General features: G+C 63.8%; 21 protein-coding genes. 5 read left to right on the top strand and 16 right to left on the bottom strand.

The window, feature by feature from the left end; genetic code table 11:
* The first annotated feature begins 77 nt into the window (after positions 1 to 77).
* Together QY049_RS36940 and argE are read left to right on the top strand one after the other, a co-directional pair.
* On the top strand, positions 78 to 728 hold the full coding sequence (locus QY049_RS36940) for a TetR/AcrR family transcriptional regulator (protein WP_301270539.1): 651 nt from the start codon (positions 78 to 80) through the stop codon (positions 726 to 728).
* A gap of 106 nt (positions 729 to 834) precedes the next feature.
* Positions 835 to 2,022 carry an acetylornithine deacetylase gene (gene argE / locus QY049_RS36935; RefSeq protein ID WP_301270538.1) on the top strand — a complete coding sequence of 396 codons (1,188 nt, stop codon included), beginning with the start codon at positions 835 to 837 and terminating at the stop codon, positions 2,020 to 2,022.
* 115 nt (positions 2,023 to 2,137) lie between these two features.
* Here argE and QY049_RS36930 read toward each other — a convergent pair whose 3' ends face one another.
* The 4 genes from QY049_RS36930 to QY049_RS36915 all read right to left on the bottom strand — a co-directional run bounded on the left by QY049_RS36930 (position 2,138) and on the right by QY049_RS36915 (position 5,814).
* Positions 2,138 to 2,764, bottom strand: a complete 627-nt coding sequence (locus QY049_RS36930) for a LysE family translocator (RefSeq protein WP_301270537.1) — start codon at positions 2,762 to 2,764, stop codon at positions 2,138 to 2,140.
* Positions 2,765 to 2,785: 21 nt separating this feature from the next.
* Entirely contained in the window at positions 2,786 to 3,127 is a 342-nt protein-coding gene (locus QY049_RS36925; RefSeq protein ID WP_301270536.1) for an NIPSNAP family protein, read from the bottom strand.
* A gap of 261 nt (positions 3,128 to 3,388) precedes the next feature.
* Positions 3,389 to 4,447: a phosphotransferase family protein gene (locus QY049_RS36920; RefSeq protein ID WP_301270535.1), complete on the bottom strand. Its 1,059-nt coding sequence runs from the start codon at positions 4,445 to 4,447 to the stop codon at positions 3,389 to 3,391.
* Positions 4,448 to 4,578: 131 nt separating this feature from the next.
* Positions 4,579 to 5,814, bottom strand: coding sequence for an acyl-CoA dehydrogenase family protein (locus QY049_RS36915; RefSeq protein ID WP_301270534.1), 1,236 nt, complete (start codon positions 5,812 to 5,814; stop codon positions 4,579 to 4,581).
* A 215-nt stretch (positions 5,815 to 6,029) separates the two neighbouring features.
* On the opposite strand from QY049_RS36915, the gene QY049_RS36910 reads away from it, so the two are divergent.
* Positions 6,030 to 6,692 carry a TetR/AcrR family transcriptional regulator gene (locus QY049_RS36910; protein WP_194482245.1) on the top strand — a complete coding sequence of 221 codons (663 nt, stop codon included), beginning with the start codon at positions 6,030 to 6,032 and terminating at the stop codon, positions 6,690 to 6,692.
* Positions 6,693 to 6,696: 4 nt separating this feature from the next.
* Here QY049_RS36910 and QY049_RS36905 read toward each other — a convergent pair whose 3' ends face one another.
* From QY049_RS36905 to QY049_RS36875, 7 genes are all read right to left on the bottom strand, one after another.
* Entirely contained in the window at positions 6,697 to 7,089 is a 393-nt protein-coding gene (locus tag QY049_RS36905; protein ID WP_194482244.1) for a RidA family protein, read from the bottom strand.
* A gap of 97 nt (positions 7,090 to 7,186) precedes the next feature.
* The gene (locus tag QY049_RS36900; RefSeq protein ID WP_092228482.1) at positions 7,187 to 7,402 is read right to left on the bottom strand and encodes a hypothetical protein; all 216 of its coding nucleotides are present in this window, start codon (positions 7,400 to 7,402) and stop codon (positions 7,187 to 7,189) included.
* Positions 7,403 to 7,586: 184 nt separating this feature from the next.
* Positions 7,587 to 8,816 carry a CaiB/BaiF CoA-transferase family protein gene (locus tag QY049_RS36895; protein WP_301270533.1) on the bottom strand — a complete coding sequence of 410 codons (1,230 nt, stop codon included), beginning with the start codon at positions 8,814 to 8,816 and terminating at the stop codon, positions 7,587 to 7,589.
* Positions 8,817 to 9,007: 191 nt separating this feature from the next.
* The gene (locus QY049_RS36890; protein ID WP_301270532.1) at positions 9,008 to 10,213 is read right to left on the bottom strand and encodes an MFS transporter; all 1,206 of its coding nucleotides are present in this window, start codon (positions 10,211 to 10,213) and stop codon (positions 9,008 to 9,010) included.
* 146 nt (positions 10,214 to 10,359) lie between these two features.
* Positions 10,360 to 11,187, bottom strand: coding sequence for a 3-keto-5-aminohexanoate cleavage protein (locus tag QY049_RS36885; protein ID WP_301270531.1), 828 nt, complete (start codon positions 11,185 to 11,187; stop codon positions 10,360 to 10,362).
* 108 nt (positions 11,188 to 11,295) lie between these two features.
* Positions 11,296 to 12,684, bottom strand: coding sequence for an MFS transporter (locus QY049_RS36880; protein WP_301270530.1), 1,389 nt, complete (start codon positions 12,682 to 12,684; stop codon positions 11,296 to 11,298).
* A gap of 224 nt (positions 12,685 to 12,908) precedes the next feature.
* A complete protein-coding gene (locus tag QY049_RS36875; protein WP_301270529.1) occupies positions 12,909 to 13,637 on the bottom strand; it encodes an NUDIX domain-containing protein in 729 nt (242 codons plus the stop codon).
* 99 nt (positions 13,638 to 13,736) lie between these two features.
* Between QY049_RS36875 and QY049_RS36870 the strand changes: the two genes are divergently transcribed.
* The gene (locus tag QY049_RS36870) at positions 13,737 to 14,780 is read left to right on the top strand and encodes an SPFH domain-containing protein (RefSeq protein WP_301270528.1); all 1,044 of its coding nucleotides are present in this window, start codon (positions 13,737 to 13,739) and stop codon (positions 14,778 to 14,780) included.
* On the top strand, positions 14,764 to 15,699 hold the full coding sequence (locus tag QY049_RS36865) for a sugar kinase (RefSeq protein ID WP_301270527.1): 936 nt from the start codon (positions 14,764 to 14,766) through the stop codon (positions 15,697 to 15,699). Before QY049_RS36870 ends, QY049_RS36865 begins: the two co-directional genes overlap by 17 nt.
* A 5-nt stretch (positions 15,700 to 15,704) precedes the next feature.
* Here the strand turns inward: QY049_RS36865 and QY049_RS36860 are convergent, their stop codons facing one another.
* From QY049_RS36860 to QY049_RS36840, 5 genes are all read right to left on the bottom strand, one after another.
* Complete coding sequence (locus tag QY049_RS36860; RefSeq protein ID WP_258766944.1) at positions 15,705 to 15,908, bottom strand: hypothetical protein; 204 nt, start codon at positions 15,906 to 15,908, stop codon at positions 15,705 to 15,707.
* A 10-nt stretch (positions 15,909 to 15,918) separates the two neighbouring features.
* On the bottom strand, positions 15,919 to 17,256 hold the full coding sequence (locus QY049_RS36855; protein WP_301270526.1) for a sorbosone dehydrogenase family protein: 1,338 nt from the start codon (positions 17,254 to 17,256) through the stop codon (positions 15,919 to 15,921).
* Complete coding sequence (locus tag QY049_RS36850) at positions 17,253 to 17,705, bottom strand: DUF2231 domain-containing protein (protein WP_258766495.1); 453 nt, start codon at positions 17,703 to 17,705, stop codon at positions 17,253 to 17,255. Before QY049_RS36850 ends, QY049_RS36855 begins: the two co-directional genes overlap by 4 nt.
* A 58-nt stretch (positions 17,706 to 17,763) precedes the next feature.
* Positions 17,764 to 18,723, bottom strand: a complete 960-nt coding sequence (locus tag QY049_RS36845; protein ID WP_301270525.1) for a GDP-L-fucose synthase — start codon at positions 18,721 to 18,723, stop codon at positions 17,764 to 17,766.
* Positions 18,704 to 19,294 (bottom strand): GDP-mannose 4,6-dehydratase (locus tag QY049_RS36840; RefSeq protein ID WP_301270524.1); only part of this gene is annotated, 591 nt, incomplete at its 5' end. The genes QY049_RS36840 and QY049_RS36845, both read right to left, overlap by 20 nt.

Genomic DNA, 19,294 nt, shown 5'->3' with positions numbered 1-19,294 from the left:
ACGATAAACTCTCGTATTTGATAAAAGCGATAGACTCTCTTATTTTTGGCGTCAAGCGCGGATCGCGGGAAATCAGGATGCCGGAACGGAAGATCAGGGCGGGCAAAGCGACGCAAGCGGCCGGGCGGCGCACGCCGCTGGTGCCGACGCAGGAGCGCAGCCGGGAGCGTTTCGATCGCATCCTGATCGCAGCAAGCGAGATATTGACGGAAAAAGGCAGCGACGCCTTCCGGATGAGCGACATTGTCGAGCGCACCGGCATCGCCTTCGGCTCGCTCTATCAATATTTTCCGGACAAGAGCGCCGTGATCGGAACACTTGCCGAGCGCTGCAATGCCATCGGCCGCGAATGCGTAGCGCGCGACCTTGCCGAGATGAAGAAGCTGTCCGACCTTCATGCAGCGCTCGGCCGCATCACCGACGGCTATTACCAGATGTTCCGCGAGCATCCCGTGATGCATCACATCTGGCAGGCGACGCAGGGAGACCGGACGCTTCAGAGCATCGACGAGGAAGACGTTGCCTATCTCGCCGGTCTCCTGCGCGAGGCCCTGCATCGGGTCGCGCCCAAACAGCCCGCTGCCGCCCTCACCTCCTTTTCGCAACTCGCGATGATCCAGATCGCGGCCACGGTTCGGCATGCGATCTCGCTGCCGTCAGCAGAAGCGCGGCGTATGCTCGATCTGTACAAGCGAATGCTGCCGAAGGATCTGTCCGCGCTCTCCTGAGATTCGGCGGGAGCAACCTTCGCGGGTCGCATTTGCCCGAACCGCCAGTCCATTGGTATGTTTCGTGCAAGCGGCGACCCCCGTCCTCCATCACATGAACGAGACAATGCCCAATCCCATCTTCCCGAGTTCCCGTACCGATCGCATCCGCAACATGCTCGCCGAGCTCGTCGCCTTCGACACCATCAGCGATCGCACAAACCTGCCTTTGATCACGCATATCGAAAGCTATCTCGCCTTCCTTGGCGTCAAGGGCGAGCGCATAACCGACGAGACAGGGCAAAAGGCTTCGCTCTGGGTGACGATCGGACCGGAGGACAAGGCCGGCCTTGTGCTATCAGGTCATACCGACGTCGTGCCTGTCGTGGGCCAGGACTGGAGCCACGATCCGTTCAAGCTCATTGAGCGCGACGGCAGGCTCTACGGCCGCGGCACCACCGACATGAAGGGTTTCGTCGCGGTGTGTCTCGCGATGGCACCGGAGATGCTGGAGTCCAAGTTGACGACGCCGATTCATCTCGCCATCTCCTATGACGAGGAAATCGGCTGCATCGGCGTGCGACCGATGCTTCTCGAGGTCGCGAAGAAGAAAGTGCGGCCGCTCGGCGCCTTCATCGGCGAGCCGACCGAGATGAAGGTCATCATCGGCCACAAGGGCAAGCACGGCGTGCGCGCGACGTTCCATGGCCTCGCCCGCCACTCCTCGATCGCGCCTGACGGTGTCAACGCCATCGAATATGCCGCCGAGATGATCACCGAGATCCGCCGCCGCGCCGTGAAGCTCGCGGCCGAAGTCGAACGCAATAGCCTCTATGACGTGCCGCACTCCACCCTGCTCACCAGCATCGTGCACGGTGGAGCCGCGCTGAACATCGTGCCTGATACCTGCACGGTGGATTTCGAATGCCGCGGCATCGGCATCACCGAGTCCAAGGAGGTAACGGATTCGATCGTCGCCTGGGCCAAGGCCGAGTTGGAGCCGGCGATGAAGGCGAGAAGTCCGGAATGCGGCATCGATTTCGAGGAGATCCTCGACTACCCCGCGCTCGACACCAGGGCCGATGCCGCCATCGTCACGCTCGCCAAGAGCCTTGCGGGGCGCAACGACCACGCCAAGGTCGCCTTCGGCACCGAGGCGAGCCTGTTCACCAGCATGGCCGATATTCCCTCCGTGGTGATCGGCCCGGGCTCGATTGCACAGGCGCATACACCGGATGAGTTCATAGCGATGGCGGAGTTGGAGAAGTGCGCTGATTTCGTGGAGAAGCTGATCGCGCATTGCGCGAAGACATAGGCGACGCTGCCGTAGTGTCGTGCCTGCGATCTGGATCCTCCACGAACGACTGGTGGGCACGGCGCTACGCGCCTTTGCCCACCTTCCGAGAGCGGACGGAGGAGCAGTGCTGCCCTCATCGCTCCTGCAGGGCCAGCCGCACGCCAACGGCGCAGTAAATGGTGCCGACCACCTTGCCCTGCCACTTCACCACGGCTGGATGGCGGCGTAGCAGATTGCCGAGGCGGCCGGCGCCCAGCGCAAACACCACCGTGCTGAGCAGGCCGAGCAGCACGAAGACGACGCCGAGGATCGCAAGCTGAAGTCCGATCGAGCCGTGCTCCGGCCGCACGAATTGCGGCAGGAAGGCGAGGAAGAACAGCGCGGTCTTGGGATTGAGTACTTCGGTCAGCACAGCCTGCCGGAAGGCGCGGCCCGCGCTGATTGCGGGCGCAGGGCCGTTCAGCTCGATCGGCGCCTTGTCGAGCATCGCGCGAATGCCGAGATAGATTAGGAACGCCGCGCCGGCATATTTGACGATGCTGAAGAGCAGCGCGGAGGCCGCGATGATTGCCGACAGGCCCACGATGGCCATGCTGGTGTGGATCAAGTCACCGGCCGCAATCCCGCCGCCGGTCGCGATGCCCACTCTCGTTCCCGAGCTGGCAGCCCTCGCCATGGTCAGTAGCGTCGCCGGGCCGGGAATGAACACAAAACCGAGAACGATCAGGATGTAGGTGATGAGGGTGGCGTGGTCGATCATGGTCGCGGCTCCGAAGGCGTATCAGTGCAGGATGCTGAACGACGGCGAATAGTCCACCGGCACGAGCAGGCGGTCCTCGATCTGCCCTACCATGAGTCCATGCTCCGCGTGCGTCACCCGCTTGATTTCGATCCACTCGGCGTCCGCCATGAAGGCCGCCCACGCCGATGTCTTGGTCGCCTCGTCAGGCCATTCCAGCAGATAGGCGAATTCGGTGCGTTCGCCTGACTTGGTCTCCCACATCGTCATAATCCGGAAGCCGTACTTGGTTCGCATGATGCGCGCGGCATGGTCGCGGAACCGGGCGTGGAATGCGGCCTTATTCTTCTCGAATATCTCGTAGATGCGCAGTTGCTGGATCATGACCGTCTCCTTGCGGGGGAGATATGGTCATGCTCAACGGCCGGACAAGCCGACTGGGGTCATGCCCCGCCATCGGCCCTCGCCTCTGGCGAGCCTGATGACAGGCTCCGGCGGGGCATGCAGTACGCCGCGCCCCTCGATTCAATCACGACTGCCACGGAGTACCGGATTGCCCGCTTTCGCGGGCAATGACGCCATGTATGTAGAAGCAGGCATCGCACGAAACAAAAAAGCGCGGCCACCGCCGCGCTCTTGTTATTCCTACACCGCCCCCGCCTTCTGCGCGTATTCCCATGACGCCTTCGACAGCGGCACGGTGCGCTTGGCTGACTCCAGCGCCTTGGCGTTGGCGGCGGTGCCGTCGCGGACGCGGCCGGCGATGCCCTGGGTGATGCCGGCGAGGCGGAACAGATTGTAGGCGAAGTACCAGTTGAGATCAGGCACCGTCATCTTGGTGACGTTGCAATAGATCTGCGCGGCTTCCTCGACGCTCGGGATGTTGAGCGACTTGAGGTCGGCACCCTGCAGGCCCGGCATGATCCACTGCATCAACAGATAGGTAAAGTCGGCCATGGGATCGCCGAGCGTCGACAGCTCCCAGTCGAGCACGGCCTGCACGCGCGGTTCCGTCGCGTGGAAAATCATGTTGTCGAGGCGATAGTCGCCGTGGACGATCGAGACGCGCGCCTGCTCCGGCACCGTCTTGGGCAGCCATTCGGCAACCTTCTCGAACTCCGGAATGTGCTGGGTCTCGGACGCGCGATACTGCTTGGTCCAGCGGTCGATCTGGCGCGCGAAATAATTGCCGGGCTTGCCGAAATCGCCGAGCCCGATCGCAACGGGATCGTACATGTGGAGTTTCGCCAGCGTCTCGATCTTGCTGGTGAAGATCTTGCGGCGCGCGTCATTGTCCTGGCTCGGCAGCGTCGGATCCCAGAACACGCGGCCCTCCTCCATCGACATGATGTAGAAGGCAGCGCCGATGATGCTGTCGTCCTGGCACAGTGCGTAGGCATGGGCGACCGGAAAACCCTGTTTTCCAAGGGCCGCGATGACGCGATACTCGCGATCGACCGCATGCGCCGAGGGCAGCAATTTGCCGAACGGCTTTCTGCGCATCACGTATGAGCGCTTCGGCGTGTTGAGCCGGTAGGTCGGATTGGACTGGCCGCCCTTGAACTGGAGGACGACCAGCGGGCCTTCAAAGCCTTCGACGTGCTCGTGCATCCAGGCTTCGAGCCGCAGCTCGTCGAAGCGATGACGCTCCTCGACCGGCTTGGTGCCCGAGAACTCTTCGTCTTTCCTGACGCCGTCAGCCACGGTGACGCTCCCTCTTCAGTCCGAACATGATCCTAATCGGTAACCGCCGACGCACTTGCGTCAAGCGGTCACCGCGATTGGATCACGCCCCGTCGTTTCTTCAAGTCAGGAGCGCCGCAGGGCTCCCCCGCTTAATGCTTGGGAGAGTTGGCATACTTCCGAACCTCGAGCCTTGCAATGGCGCGATTGTGCACCTCGTCCGGACCGTCGGCGAGCCGCAGCGTGCGGATGTGGGCGTAGTCCTTGGCAAGGCCGGCATCGTCGGAGACGCCCGCGCCGCCAAACGCCTGGATCGCCTCGTCGATGATCTTCAGCGCCATGTTGGGGGCGGCGACCTTGATCATGGCGATCTCGGCCTGCGCGGTCTTGTTGCCGACCTTGTCCATCATGTCGGCGGCCTTGAGGCAGAGCAGACGCGTCATCTCGATGTTGGTGCGGGCCTCGCCGATGCGCTGCTCCCACACGGAGTGCTCGACGATCTTCTTGCCGAAGGCGGTGCGCGACGTCAGACGCTTCACCATCTTCTCCAGCGCTTCCTCGGCCTTGCCGATGGTGCGCATGCAGTGGTGAATACGGCCGGGACCGAGACGGCCCTGTGCGATCTCGAAACCACGGCCCTCGCCCAGCAGGATGTTCTCCTTGGGCACGCGCACGTTATCGAGCAGCACCTGGGCGTGGCCGTGCGGCGCATCGTCGAAGCCGAACACGGGCAGCATCTTCTCGACCTTGATGCCGGGGGTGTCGAGCGGAACCAGGATCTGCGACTGCTGCTGGTGCTTGGCCGCGTTGAAGTCGGTCTTGCCCATCAGGATCGCGATCTTGCAGCGGGGATCGCCGACGCCCGACGACCACCATTTGCGGCCGTTGATGACGTAGTGATCGCCGTCCTTCTCGATGCGGGTCTCGATGTTGGTGGCATCCGACGAGGCGACGGCCGGTTCCGTCATCAGGAAGGCCGAGCGGATCTCGCCGTCCATCAGCGGACGCAGCCATTTGCGCTTCTGCTCCTTGGAGCCGTAGCGGATGAAGACTTCCATGTTGCCGGTGTCGGGCGCGGAGCAGTTGAACACTTCCGAGGCCCAGGTGATGCGGCCCATCTCTTCCGAGAGCAGCGCGTATTCGAGATTGCTCAATCCCGCGCCGCGGAATTCGTCATCCTCATGCTCGCTCGGCGGCATGAACATGTTCCAGAGGCCCTCGGCCTTCGCCTTCTTCTTGAGGTCTTCGAGAACAGGAATGACCTTCCAGCGCTCGCCGCTGTGATCCTGCTCGTTGTAAACAGGCACCGCCGGACGCACGTGCTTGGCCATGAAGGACTGCACGCGGTCGAGCCATTCCTTCTGCTTGGGCGACATATCGAAATCCATGGGACGCTCCTCGGTCTCTCTCTTTTGCGATCTCGTTTTGCGCCGGACTGTCCTCCCGCAATGCCCGGCCCGCAAGCGCGAATGAGGCTTTGCGAGCGTCGGAACCGTTGCGCTTGATGCGAACGAGTTGCGATTGCGGATTGACTTTCTCCGGCCTTCAAACGATAGTTTCATACAAGTGTTTGAAATGCAACTCCCCTCCCGGAGGGCAATCCATGGCCAGCGATCATACGAGGTCTGCCATTCTCGCCGCCGCGGAACGGCTCTATGCCGATCGCGGCTTCGGCGACGTCACGCTGCGGGACATCGTCGCGGAGGCGAACGTCAACCTGGCTGCGGTGAACTATCATTTCGGCTCGAAGGACGAGCTGATCGCGGAATTATTTGTCACCCGCTCGATCGCGACCAACCGCGAGCGCCTGCGCGAGCTGAAGGCGGCGGAGGAAGGCGGCGGCGGCCGCGCACCGATCGAGGTGATCCTGCGTGCGCTGGTCGGCCCCACGCTGCGCGGTTGCCTTGGCCCTGAGAACCAGCGCTCCACCGCGGCACGCTTCATGATCCGCGCCTCGATCGAGTCAGTGCCGCCGATCCGCCGCATCAAGAACCGTGAGATCGATCATTTGCGGAAATTCGCGGGCGCGATGCGCCGCTCCCTGCCCGACCGCAGCGACGTCGATATCTATTGGGGCCTGAACTTCGCGCTCGCGATGGCGCATCACACCATCCGCGAGAGCGAGCGCCTGACGAAACTGTCGGAAGGAAAATGCGATCTCGACGACGTCGAGGACGTTGTGCAGCGCGTCGTCAGCGTGGCAACGATGGCGCTGACGGCGGGACGGACGGAGACGAAGGCGGCCGCCAGGATCGCGGCTCGCTAGTCCCTCACATCATCGCGATGCAGTCGATCTCGACGTCGAACGGGCCGAACCATTCCGGCGTCACGACGAAGATCCGCGCCGGCGGATCGACCGGGAAGTAGCGGGCATAGACCGCGTTGAAGGCGGCGAAGTGTTGTGTGGAGGTGCAATAGACGTTGCACTTCATGACATTGTCGAGCGAAGCGCCGGCCGCCTCCAGGCACAACTTCATCTGCTCCATGACGATCTCGCTCTGCCGCTCGATCGGCATGCCTCCGATCTCGCCTGTCTCGGGATGGAACGGCGGCAGGCCGGCGACAAATATCATGTTACCGGCGCGCGTCACCGGCGAGGTCGGCGCCTTCACGCGGTCGAGAAAGGACGAGATCGGTTCGACGCGGAGCGCTTCGCGTTTCATAAGCCACCTTCGGTTCAAGCGAGACTGAGGCCTGACTACATTGTTCCGTAGCCGGCATGCTTCGCCAAAGCTCGAAGTGTGGCTGCTATGCGCGGGGCTAGGCCCGCTGCGGCATCTCCTCGGCCTCTTCCTTGGCGAGCAGCAGCAGCATCTCGATGCCCATGTCGCCTTCCTGCGGCGAGCGGATGAACTTGATCTCCTCGGCACTTTGCCGCAGCGCGGCAATGATCGCGACGGCCTGGTTGGCCGTCGCCGCCTCAGTCGCCAGAATGGACTTCTGGTTCTTCGCCTGGAACCCGATCGTGTAGGACATGCACTTGTCTCCCCGAACTCAGTGAGACTGATCGAATCTGAGTCGAGGCCGAAGCGGAAGCCGGTTCTACTACGGACCGTGTTTGTCTGGGGATTGCGCGCAAGCCCTACGCAAGGCCGCGCGATCGTCATCCTTCAGTCACGATTTTATCGTGGCCGGCCCCCGCGGGCGCGAAGGAAAAGCGCTAGATGATCCCCTGCTTCTTCAACTCGTCGATCCTGCCGGCATCATAGCCGAGCTTGCCGCCGAGAATCTCCTGGGTGTGCTCGCCGAGCAGCGGCGGGGCGCGATAGGTCTTCACGGGGGTCTCCGAGAAGGTCAGCGCGTTGCGGATCAGCGACAGATTGGGCTCGAAAGGATGGTCGACCTTCACCCGCATGCCGCGCGACTGCACATGCGGATCCGAAAACACCTGCTCGAAATTGTTGATCGGGCCCGACGGCACGCCGGCCTCCTCCAGCTTCTCCAGCCAATAGGCCACCGGCTGCTTCAGGAACAGGCCGGCGAAGATCGCCATGATCTCCTTGCCGTGCACGACGCGGTCGTTGTTCTTGATGAAGCGCGGATCGCTCGCAAGCTCCGGCTCGCCGAGCACGGCGCAGGTCTTCCGGAACTGGCCGTCATTGCCGACTACCAGCATCAATTCGCCGTCGGTACAGCGGAACACGCCGGCCGGCATGCCGCCATTGCCCCAGGTGCCGCGGCGCGGCGGCGTCTTGCCGTTGACCAGATAGATCTGGAGCCAATGCGACAGCGAGGCGATGACGGTGTCGAACAGGCAGACATCGATGTGCTGTCCCTGCCCGCCATTGACGTCGCGGTGGTATAGCGCAGAGAGCAGCCCGATCGAGGTGTTCATGCCGGTCATGTAGTCGACGATCGACGGGCCGACCTTCATCGGGCCCTCGCCGGGCTCGCCGTCGATATGGCCGGTGACGCTCATCAGGCCGCCCATCGCCTGGAGAATCGCGTCATAGCCGGCACGCAGCGCGTAAGGCCCGGTCTGGCCGAAGCCGGTCACCGAGCAATAGATGATTTTTGGATTGATCGCCTTGATCGTCTCGTAGTCGAGGCCGTAGCGCTTGAGATCGCCGACCTTGTAGTTCTCCATGAAGACGTCGACGTCTTTCGCGAGTTCGCGGATGATCGCCTGCCCCTCGGGCTTTGCGATGTTGACCGTGACAGACTTCTTGTTGCGGTTGGCGCACAGAAAGAACGAATTGTTGTTGTTCGCCTTGCCCTCGGGGTCCGTTAGATAAGGCGGGCCGAAGGCACGCGCGTCGTCGCCGGTGCCGGGCCGCTCGATCTTGATCACCTCGGCGCCGAGATCGCCCAGCATCTGGGCCGACAAGGGCCCTGCGAGCACGCGCGTGAGGTCAAGGATCTTGATGCCTGAGAGCGGCAGGGCCGACATGTCGATTTCCTCCGGGAACTGAATCTTGAAGCTGATCTTGGCGCGGCGGCGAGATCGCGGGCCGCGCTCCCTGCGGATACACCATTTTGGCGGCCCGAGCACTGCGCTATGGGCATACGGCCATCCCCGGCCCCGCAGCGGAGGCGGCCCGCGATGCGCCATTCCGCGCCGCGAATATTACCCTGATGACCTCAGGTCGCTGTTGCCGCAGCCAATTGCGGACGCCTCCGGCCCAGCCAAACCAGGATCAGCACCGTCGCGCAGGAAAACACCAGCGTGAGGCCAAGCGCGCCGCGGCTGCCGAATTGGGTGAGCAGGCCGGCCAGCAGCGGTGGCGAGATCGCGGAGGCCAGATTCAGCGGCAACGCGATCATCGACATCGCCTTGGCGAATTCCGCCTGGTCGTAGAAGACCAGCGGGATCGTCGCCCGCGCCACCGCCATCGCGCCGCTGCCGGCACCATAGAGCAGGATGAAGGTCGCGACCGCCCAGGTCGCGCCCTCGCTCAGCATCAGCAGCACCATGGCGACGGGGAGTGCCGTGCCCGCGACGAGCCCGGTGGTGATGCCGTCCCATCGGCCGCCGCCGAGGAAGTCGAGGCCGCGCGCGCTGACCTGGATCACGCCCAGCATCGAACCGAAGGCAAGCGCCTGCGCGGGCGCGAGGCCCTCCGCCCGCAACAGTTCGATCAGGATCGCGCTGATGCCGAAATTGACGAAGGCGTTCATCGTGATCACGCAGACGACGAGACCGAAGGTGCTTCTTGGGATCGCCGACGGTGGCGCACGCTTGACGGCCTCGCCGCGATCCTCCGTCGTAATTTTCCGGCGCGGCGCGACGAACGCGTAGAGCGGAAGGTTGATGGCGAGCATCATCGCCGCATAGACCAGGCACGTGCCGCGCCAGCCGAGCCAACCGCTCAGGAACGACGTGGTCGGCCAGAAGATGCTGCTGGAGAGACCCGTCACCAGCATCAGCCCGCCGATCGCATTCTTGGCGCCTCGTCCGGCCACCTCGTTGAGCATGATATAGGCGCCGGTCGACAGCGTGGCGCTGCCGCCCATGCCGAGAATCACCCAGCCGGCGAAATAGAGCAACGGTTCGCGCGCGAAAAACTGAGCGACAAAGCCCGGCGCGGAAACAACAGTGCCGACCATCATCACCTTGCGCGCGCCGTGCCGCGCAAAGGCCTTGGCCAGCCACGGCGCACACAGACCCATGGTGACATAGAGAACCGAGCTGCCCGCGAAAACCGCCGGCAGGCTCATGCCGAGATCAGCTCCGAGGTCGCGGCCGACCACGGCCGGAAGGCCGATCGTACCCCATCCGATGAGTTGGGTGATTGCAAGCACCAGCAAGACCCCGAGGAGCCCGCTGTCAGATTTCAAGAACCGCATTCCAGTCGTCGCCAGCCCGGCAGGCGCCGATCACGCCTGTGAGCCCTGTCTTACCCGGAGACTCAGCGCACGGGAACGCCGAGCGCCGAATGGCAGAAGGCAGCCAGGAGCATGTCAGGCAGATGTCAGGTGTGGGACGGGCGTCCCTACCCCGCGATCCCGAGCAAGGATCGCGCCTCGGCCGCAGTCGCCACGCGCCGGCCGTGGTGCGTGACGGCTTCACAAGCGATGCTCACGAGCTCCGCATTGCTGGCGGCGAGGCGCGTCTTGTCGACCCTGATATTGTCCTCGAGCCCGGTGCGAACCGCATCGGCGCCGCGCGCCAAGGCCCAGCCCATCACCTCGGCCTGATGGCGTCCGATCCCGGCCGCGGTCCAGGTCGCTTTCGGGATCAGGCGACGCAGTTCAGCCAGCAGGATGTCGAGCACATGCTCGTCGGCCGGCATCGCGTTCTTGACGCCCATGACGAACTGCACGTGCGGACGCGCGTCCATCAGCCCCGCCTCGATCAGGCGTCGCGCGCCGTGCAGATGCGATAGATCGAAGATCTCGATCTCAGGGCGAATACCATTTGCCTTCATGCCGGTGGCAAGAGTCTCGACCAAGGCGGCGCTGTTTTCGTAGACAATGGTTGGAAAGTTCACCGACCCCGTCGACAGCGAGGCCATGTCCGGCTTCAGGTAGAGCGACGATCCTCGCGCCGAGGGATCGCGGCCGCGCCCGCCGGTCGAGAACTGCACGATCATCCCGGGACAATGCTTCTTGATCCCCTGCTGCACCAAAGCAAAACGCTCCGGGTCGGAGGACGGTGTCTCGTCGTCGTTGCGAACATGGATATGCGCAAGCGTGGCGCCGGCCTCGAAGGCCTGGTGTGTCGATTCGACCTGCTCGGCCGGCAAGATCGGCACCGCCGGATTGTCCTTCTTGCGCGGAACGGAGCCGGTGATTGCGACGGCAACAACAACGGGATTCATCTGCAAACCTCATCATGATCGCGCTCGCGCGCTTCAAACTTCAATCGACGGTCAGCTTATACAGTGAAGTCTCGCCGCTGCGAACGTCATCGCAGCGGCGTTGCCCCTTCAGATCCGAACTGCGACAGCACCGCTCGCGGCGCCCGCCCGCTGCCGCTCGTAGTCGGAGCGCGCCATCGGAACGGCCGTGGGATTGCCGAGATCGTCGATGCTGATCCGGTAGGTTTCCCTCGCCGTGACAGCCGCCAGCGCCGCGATGACAGTGATGCCGAAGGCGATCGCGCCCACCGTTGTCGGAATGTTGGCCGAGCCGGGAGGCGCCACCGTCGCAAACAGGGCCGGAAGCAACGCCGTGATGGTCGTCCCGATGTTCTGCGAGATCGCCATCGCCGAGACGCGGGTGCGCGTCGGAAACAGCTCCGGATAGAAGCTCGGGAAGATCGCGTTGTAGCCCTGATAGACGACGCCCCACATCAAGAGCGAGACCAGGATCGCGAGCGGCACGTTCCGGATGCTGATGGCGTAGAGATAGAGGAAGGCGAGCAGGCCGGAGAGCAGCGCACCCACGATGATCGGAGGCTTGCGGCCGATCCTGTCGGAGAGATTGCCGACGAAGGGAATGACGAAAACGGCCACCATGTTTCCGAGCACCGGGATCCACAGATAGACGTCCTTGGCAAAGCCGATGCCGTAGGCGGGCTGCACCGCATAGGCCGCGCCGAAGATGGTCGCAACGACCGGGATGACGTTCATCAGCGCCATGCAGATGACCCTGAGCATGTCGGGCCAGTTCAGCTTGATGGCCTGAACGACGGGCGCCCGCGGCGTTTCTCCCCTTTCGCCTTCTCGCGCGAAGGCGGGGGTTTCGTCGACTTCGCGACGAATGATGTAGCCTGCGACGATGACGAAGAAGCTGAGCAGGAACGGAATCCGCCAGCCCCAACTGTTGAAGGCATCAGTCGGCATGTAAGCCGCCAGCGGCAGGAAGACGGCGGCCGCGAGAATTTGTCCGGCCTGCACGCCCTGGAGCGCAAAACTCGCATAGAAGCCGCGCCGGCCGAACGGCGCATGCTCCAGAATCATCGAGCTTGCGCCGGAGATTTCGCCGGCAACGGCAAAGCCCTGCACCAGGCGAAGGATGACCAGCAGGATCGGCGCGAGGATGCCGACCTGTTGATAGGTCGGCAGGATGCCCACCGCCATGGTCGAGATGCCCATCAGGAACATGCAGACGATGAGAACGGTCTTGCGGCCGTGGGTGTCGCCCCAATGTCCGAGCACGAAGGCGCCGATCGGCCGGGCCACATAGCCAACGCCATAGGTCGCCAGCGACGCGACGATCGCGACCGTGGGATTGTCCGACGGGAAGAAGATTTGCGGGAAGATCAGCGACGCGGCGGTCGCGTAGATGAAGAAGTCATAATATTCGAGCGCCGACCCGATCCAGCCGCTCGCAGCGGCTTTCCTCGACTGGCTCACCTGATGGATTCCGGTCATCCTGGGAGTCCTCCAAACTGGTTTGCTGGCGTCCCGTGGTCGGGCTTCTTGGAAGAAACTGGGCAGCACTGTCCGCGCGCCGTGCGGGGTCTCCGCAAGCGTTCGTCACTGCCGATGGGTGTTTGATTGGCGCGACAATAGGCTTTCGCCGGACTAACACAATTACCCAGTTATGCGATAAACCTAACATGATGTTATCTGCGTCCGGAGCTCCCGACGCGACGTCATTCCGGCGGATTGAATGTCCGCACGAAATAGACGGGCTCCCTGCCCTTCCTGAGGCGATAGAGCTGCGCCGGACGGTTCGGGCCGCGCCGCATCTTTGCGACCGGCTCGATGACGTCGGCCGACAGGATCCTTGTGCGGAAGGCGCTCTTCTCCAGCGGACGATCGAGCACGACCTCGTAGACGCGTTGCAGATCGGGCAGCGTGAATTCCGCAGGCATCAAATAAGCGGGCAGCGAGGTATACTCCACCTTGTTGCGCAGGCGCTGGATTGCGCTTGTCAGGATATCGCCGTGGTCGAAGGCGAGCTTCTCCCTGACCTTGCCGCCGCTGATCGGACACCAGCGCGCATCGCTGGCAATCTCCCTTGCATCGGCCGGGATCAGCGCGAAATAGGCGTGGGTTGCCGACCAGCCGCGCGGGTCGCGCGTCGCACTTCCCCAGCTTCCGAGCTGCTCGAGATAAGGACTGGTGACGCCGGTCTTGTCCTTCAGCTTGCGTGCCGCACAGGCGGCGAGGTCACGGTCCTTGGCGACGTCGACGAAGCCGCCCGGCAGCGCCAGGCTGAGTGGAAACGGCTCGCCCTCGCCGGCCGGACGCTGCACCAGCAGCACCTGAAGCCTGTCGTCGAGAATCGCAAAGATCACGACGTCGACCGTGGTCAGCGGCCGCGCGAAATCCAATTGCCCTGATTGTCCAGCCCCTTGGACCCGATCCTCGCCCGCCATTGGCAGCCTCCCCCGTTCGACCTTGACACTAGCACAGTTAGTTGTACAGTCCAACTTGCTTAGTTGCTTAGACCAACTTACTGCCATAGGAGGCAAGCCATGTTCGGCATCCGATTCATCAAGGCCCAGCCCACCACCTATCTGATGAAGTACCGCGCCGGTGCGGTCGTCGCCGAGGGCACCGGCCTTTCCGCCCTGTACTACGCGCCGGTGACCACGCTCGTCGCCGTGCCCGTCGGCAGCCGCGACGCCTCCTTCATCTTCCCATTGATCGCGCGCGACTTTCAAACGCTGACCGTGCAGGGCCTCGTCACCTATCGCGTCAGCGAGCCGAAGAAGGCGGCCTCGATGCTGAACTTCACCCTGAAGCCCGACGGCAAGACCTATGAGAGCGACGATCCGGAGAAGCTGCCCGAGCGTATTCTCGGCACGGTCGAGGTGCTCGCGCAGCAGGCGATCAAGGAGCTGGCGCTGAAGGACGCGTTGCAGGCTTCCGATCGCATCGCCGACATCATTGCAGGCGGCTTGCGGGGACGCGCCGACATCGAGGCCCTCGGTCTCGAAATCCTGGGCGTGTCGATCCGCGGCATCAAGCCGACGCCTGACACCGCCAAGGCGCTGGAGGCGCAGGCCCGCGAAGCGATCCTGAAGATCGCGGACGAGGCGATCTTCGCGCGGCGCAATTTCGCGGTCGAGCAGGAGCGCGCCATTCGCGAGAGCGAGCTCGACACCGAGATCGCGGTCGAGCAGAAGAAGCGCTCGATCCGCGAGACCCAGATGGACGCCGAGGCGAGCGTCGCCGCCAAGCGCAACGAGTTGCGCCAGGCCGGCATGGCCGCGGACATCGTGCTGGAAGGCAAGCGCAAGGATTTCGTCGGCCTCAACGCCGGGAACACTCGTACGCTGGCCGATGCCGAAGCCTATCGCGTCGGCGCGCTGATGAAGATTTTCGAGGGCGTCGACATCCGCGTCATCCAGGCGCTCGCCGCGGCCGGCATGCAGCCGGGCCAGCTGATCGCGCAGGCCTTCTCCGGCATCGCCGAGAAGGCCGAGAGGATCGGCCAGCTCAACGTCTCGCCCGACCTGCTCAGCCAGCTGATCGAGAAGCCGAAGCCGGAGGCCATCAATGCCCGCCGCCAATGACCGCAAGATCGTGCTGGTGACGCGCAAGACCAGGCTGGAGGACCTGGTCGCGCGTTACCTGACGGCGGCGCAGGCGCGCTTCTATGTCGAGCACCTCGGCGCCGACTTCTCGGACTATGAACACGAGCACGAGATCTATCATGGGCAACGACACGCGACGCTTCAGGTGCTGGAGCAATGGGGGCGTTACCAGGTCATCGAGCGCGGCTTCCTGCCCAATTTCATCTTCGCGCCCGATGACATCGTGGTCGCGCTGGGCCAGGACGGCGTCGTCGCCAACACCATGAAATATCTCGACGACCATCCTCTGATCGGGCTCAACCCGGATCCTGCGCGCTACGACGGCATCCTGCTTCCCTTCGAACCGCACGACCTCGCAAAGCTGCTGCCGGAGGTCGCAGCCGACAAGCGCAACAGCCAGGCCGTGACGATGGCCGAGGCGCGACTCAGCGACGGCCAGGTGCTCCATGCCGTAAACGACCTCTTCATCGGCGCGCGCACCCATACTTCCGCGATCTACGAGATCGCAGCGGGAGGAACGACGGAACGGCAATCCTCGAGCGGACTGATCGTCTCGACCGGTCTCGGATCGACCGCCTGGTTCAAGAGCATCGTCACCGGCTCGCTGGCCATCGCCGGCAGCTTTGGCCTGCCGCCCGCTCTGACGGGCTACGAGGCCCTGCCCTGGGACGCCGCGGAGCTGCGCTTTGCCGTGCGCGAGCCCTTCCCGAGCCGCTACTCGCAGACCAATCTGGTCTGCGGGCGCCTCGCGTCCGAGGAGCAATTGCGCATCCGCTCGCTGATGGCGGAGAACGGCGTCATCTTCAGCGACGGCGTCGAAGCCGACCGCCTCGATTTCAACGCAGGCGCCGAGGTCGCGATCGGCATTGCCGGGCGGCGCGGCCGTCTGATCGTGTGAGGCGGCTAGCTTCCGAGCGCGTTCTCACCCGCTTCGCGGCCGGGCACGCTGACATGCACCTCGTGTCCCTGGCGAAGCGCCAGCGAGGCGGCGGCGACCGCCGATTCAAATGCCGATTCCTTGGTGGCATATTTGCCGTTGACGCTGCCGTCGTGCAGCACGCCCCACTCGTCCTGGACCGGTACGATCGCGTATTGGGCAAGGCCCATCATCCCTCTCCTATCGCTGGGTAACCTGTGGATGCGCGGCAGTCACGCGCCACACCGTGTTGCCGCTGTCGTCGGCAATCAACAGCGCGCCTGATTTGTCGAGGGCGACACCGACGGGACGGCCGCGCGCCTGGTTGTCGCTGGTGAGAAATCCGGTGACGACATCCTGCGCCGGTCCGCTCGGCTTGCCGTCCGTGAACGGCACGTACACGACCTTGTAGCCGTTCAACACCTGCCGGTTCCAACTGCCGTGCTCGCCGACGAAGGCGCCGCCGCGATAGGCGCCCGGCAGGCTGCTGCCGATGGAGAAAGCGAGGCCGAGCGGCGCAACATGCGAGCTCAGCGCATAATCGGGCACGATCGCCTTTTCCACGAGGTCCGGCCGCTGCGGCTTGACGCGAGGATCGACGTGCTGGCCGTAATAGCTGTACGGCCAGCCGTAGAAGGCACCTTCCTTCACCGAGGTCATGTAGTCAGGAACGAGATCGGGGCCGAGTTCGTCGCGCTCGTTCACCACGGTCCACAGCGCGCCGGTCTGCGGCTCGAAACTGAGACCGTTCGGATTGCGCAGGCCACTGGCAAAAATCCGCCAGCGGCCGCTGGCGCGATCGACCTCGAGAATGTCGGCGCGATTGTGCTCGGCCTCCATGCCGTTCTCGGTGATGTTGCTGTTGGAGCCGACGCCGACATAGAGCTTCGAACCGTCTGGACTTGCGACCAGGCTCTTGGTCCAGTGATGGTCGATCGGCCCTCCCGGCAGCGGCGTCAGCACCTTACCCGGCGCGGTGATCCTGGTGTCGCCTTCCGTGTAGGGATATTTCACGATCGCGTCGGTATTGGCGACATAGAGATCGTTGCCGACGAGGGCAACGCCGAACGGGGAGTTGAGATGGTCGAGGAAGACGCTTTGCGTATCGGGCACACCGTCGCCGTTGGTGTCGCGGAGCAGCGTGATGCGGTTGCTCTCGCCGGTGTCGCCGCCGGAGGTCGCCCAGGACTCGATGTAGCCCATCACGATCTCCTTGGGCCGCCTGATCGCGGCGGCCTTCGGCGCCTTGGATTCCACCACCAGCACGTCGCCGTTGGGGAGAACGTAGAGCGAGCGCGGATGCTGCAGGCCCGTGGCGAACACCTTGGCTTGCAGGCCTTGCGCGACATCAGGCGTCTCGTCCTTCTTCCAGCCGATGATGCGGGCGATGTGCATCGGCGGCAGCAGATATTGCTGGATGTCGGGGAGTGCGGGGTTGGCACCAATCTGAGCCTTGGGATCGCCGCTGCCGTCGTTACAACCGGCGAGAAGACCGAGGAGCGAAGCGCACAACAGGGCGCGCGTAAGGACAGATTTCATCGCGCAACTCCTACGCCGTGGCGGTACACCATGGCCCAGCCGAGCCAGCCGGTGACAGGCAGGATCAGAACGGTGAGCACCGAAAGAACCAGCCCCCACGGCCACACCGACGTCCAGGCATCACGCGTGTGAACGAGCGCATTGACGATCGCGAGGATCAGCGCAATAGCGTTGCCAATCAGATGCGGCCAGGCCGGCGTCTGCGCGCGCACCAGCCGGTTGCCGAGGAAATCGGTCAGGCCGGCGATCGCCGCCAGCACGCCAAAGATGACGCCGACGACGAGTAGCCAGGCGGAAAAATTCGCCCACATGATCTCGGCGGAGACGAGATAGGTGATGTCGGTCAGCAGCGCGCCGATGAAGCACGCGATCGGGATCGGCACCAGCATTGGGTGAACAGGATGGCCGGCGATTTGCGCTGTCGAGCGCACACGCACGATGTCTTGCACGGTAGGTCTCGCATGTCGCCCTGCCCGTGCGGCCAACTCGTGCTTACGGTGATGGTTCCTACGGCTGTGCCGGAACCAGCAGGGTCGCCTGATACGCCTCGTAAGCCTGCTTCAAGCCATCCTGAAGCGACGTCGTCGCGCGCCAGCCGAGCCTGGTCAGCCTGTTGACATCGAGCAGCTTGCGCGGCGTGCCGTCGGGACGCGAGGTGTCGAAGACAATCTCGCCGCGATAGCCGACGATCTCGGCGACGACGCGCGCGAACTCGGCGATGGCGATGTCCTCGCCGGTGCCGATGTTGACCAGCTCCGCGCCGGAATGGATCTTCATCAGATGCACGCAGGCATCCGCCATGTCGTCGACATAGAGGAACTCGCGACGCGGCGTGCCGGTACCCCAGACCGCGACGGACTTCGCGTCCGACACTTTCGCCTCGTGAAAGCGACGGATCAGCGCGGCAACGACGTGGCTCAGCTCGGGGTGATAATTGTCGCCGGGGCCGTAGAGATTGGTCGGCATCACGCTGATGAAGTCGCTGCCATACTGGCTGCGATAGGCCTCCGCCATCTTGATGCCCGCGATCTTGGCAATCGCGTAGGGCTCGTTGGTCGGCTCCAGCGGGCCCGATAGCACACTGTCCTCGCGCAGCGGCTGCGGCGCCAGTTTCGGATAGATGCAGGAGGAGCCGAGGAACATCAGCTTCTCGGCCCCGTTTTGATGCGCGGCCTGGATCACGTTCGCGGCGATCGCGATGTTGTCGTAGATGAACTCGGCGCGCAGCGTGTTGTTGGCGACGATGCCGCCGACCTTGGCCGCGGCGAGGAAGATGACCTGCGGCCGCAGACGCGCGAACCAATCGAACACGGCAGCCTGGTTGCAGAGATCGACCTCGCGCCGGTCGACGGTGACGAGATTCACATTCTCCCGCGCCAGCCGGCGCACGATGGCGCTGCCGACCATGCCGCGATGGCCGGCGACGTAGACGCTCTTGCCTTTCAGCTCAAACGGTACGCTTGCCATTGACGACATCCCGTTTGGCATCGGCCAGATCGCTCGTCATCATCTCCTCGACGAGTTGCGCAAAGCTCCGCTTCGGCTTCCAGCCGAGCACCTGCCGCGCCTTGCTTGCATCGCCGACGAGCAGATCGACCTCGGTCGGGCGGAAATAGGTCGGGTCGATCTTCACCACTGCCTTGCCGCTGACGGCATCAATTCCGGTTTCATCGACGCCGGCACCGCGCCATTCGATGCGACGGCCGACATGGGCAAACGACAGCTCGACCAATTCACGCACTGAGCGCGTCTCGCCGGTGGCGAGCACGAAATCGTCGGGCTTGTCGGCTTGCAGGATCATGTGCATGCCCTCGACGTAATCCTTGGCATGGCCCCAGTCGCGCTTGGCCTCGAGATTGCCGAGATAGAGCGTCTGCTCCAGCCCGACCTCGATCCGCGCCACACCGCGCGTGATCTTGCGCGTGACGAAGGTCTCGCCGCGGATCGGGCTCTCGTGGTTGAACAGGATGCCGTTGCTGGCAAACATGCCATAGGCTTCGCGGTAGTTCACCGTGATCCAGTAGCCATAGAGTTTTGC

The sequence above is a fragment of the Bradyrhizobium sp. WYCCWR 13022 genome (genome assembly GCF_030435535.1).
GTDB lineage: Bacteria > Pseudomonadota > Alphaproteobacteria > Rhizobiales > Xanthobacteraceae > Bradyrhizobium.
Note: the sequence above shows the minus strand (reverse complement) of the source record. Positions and strands in the feature narration are given on the sequence as shown.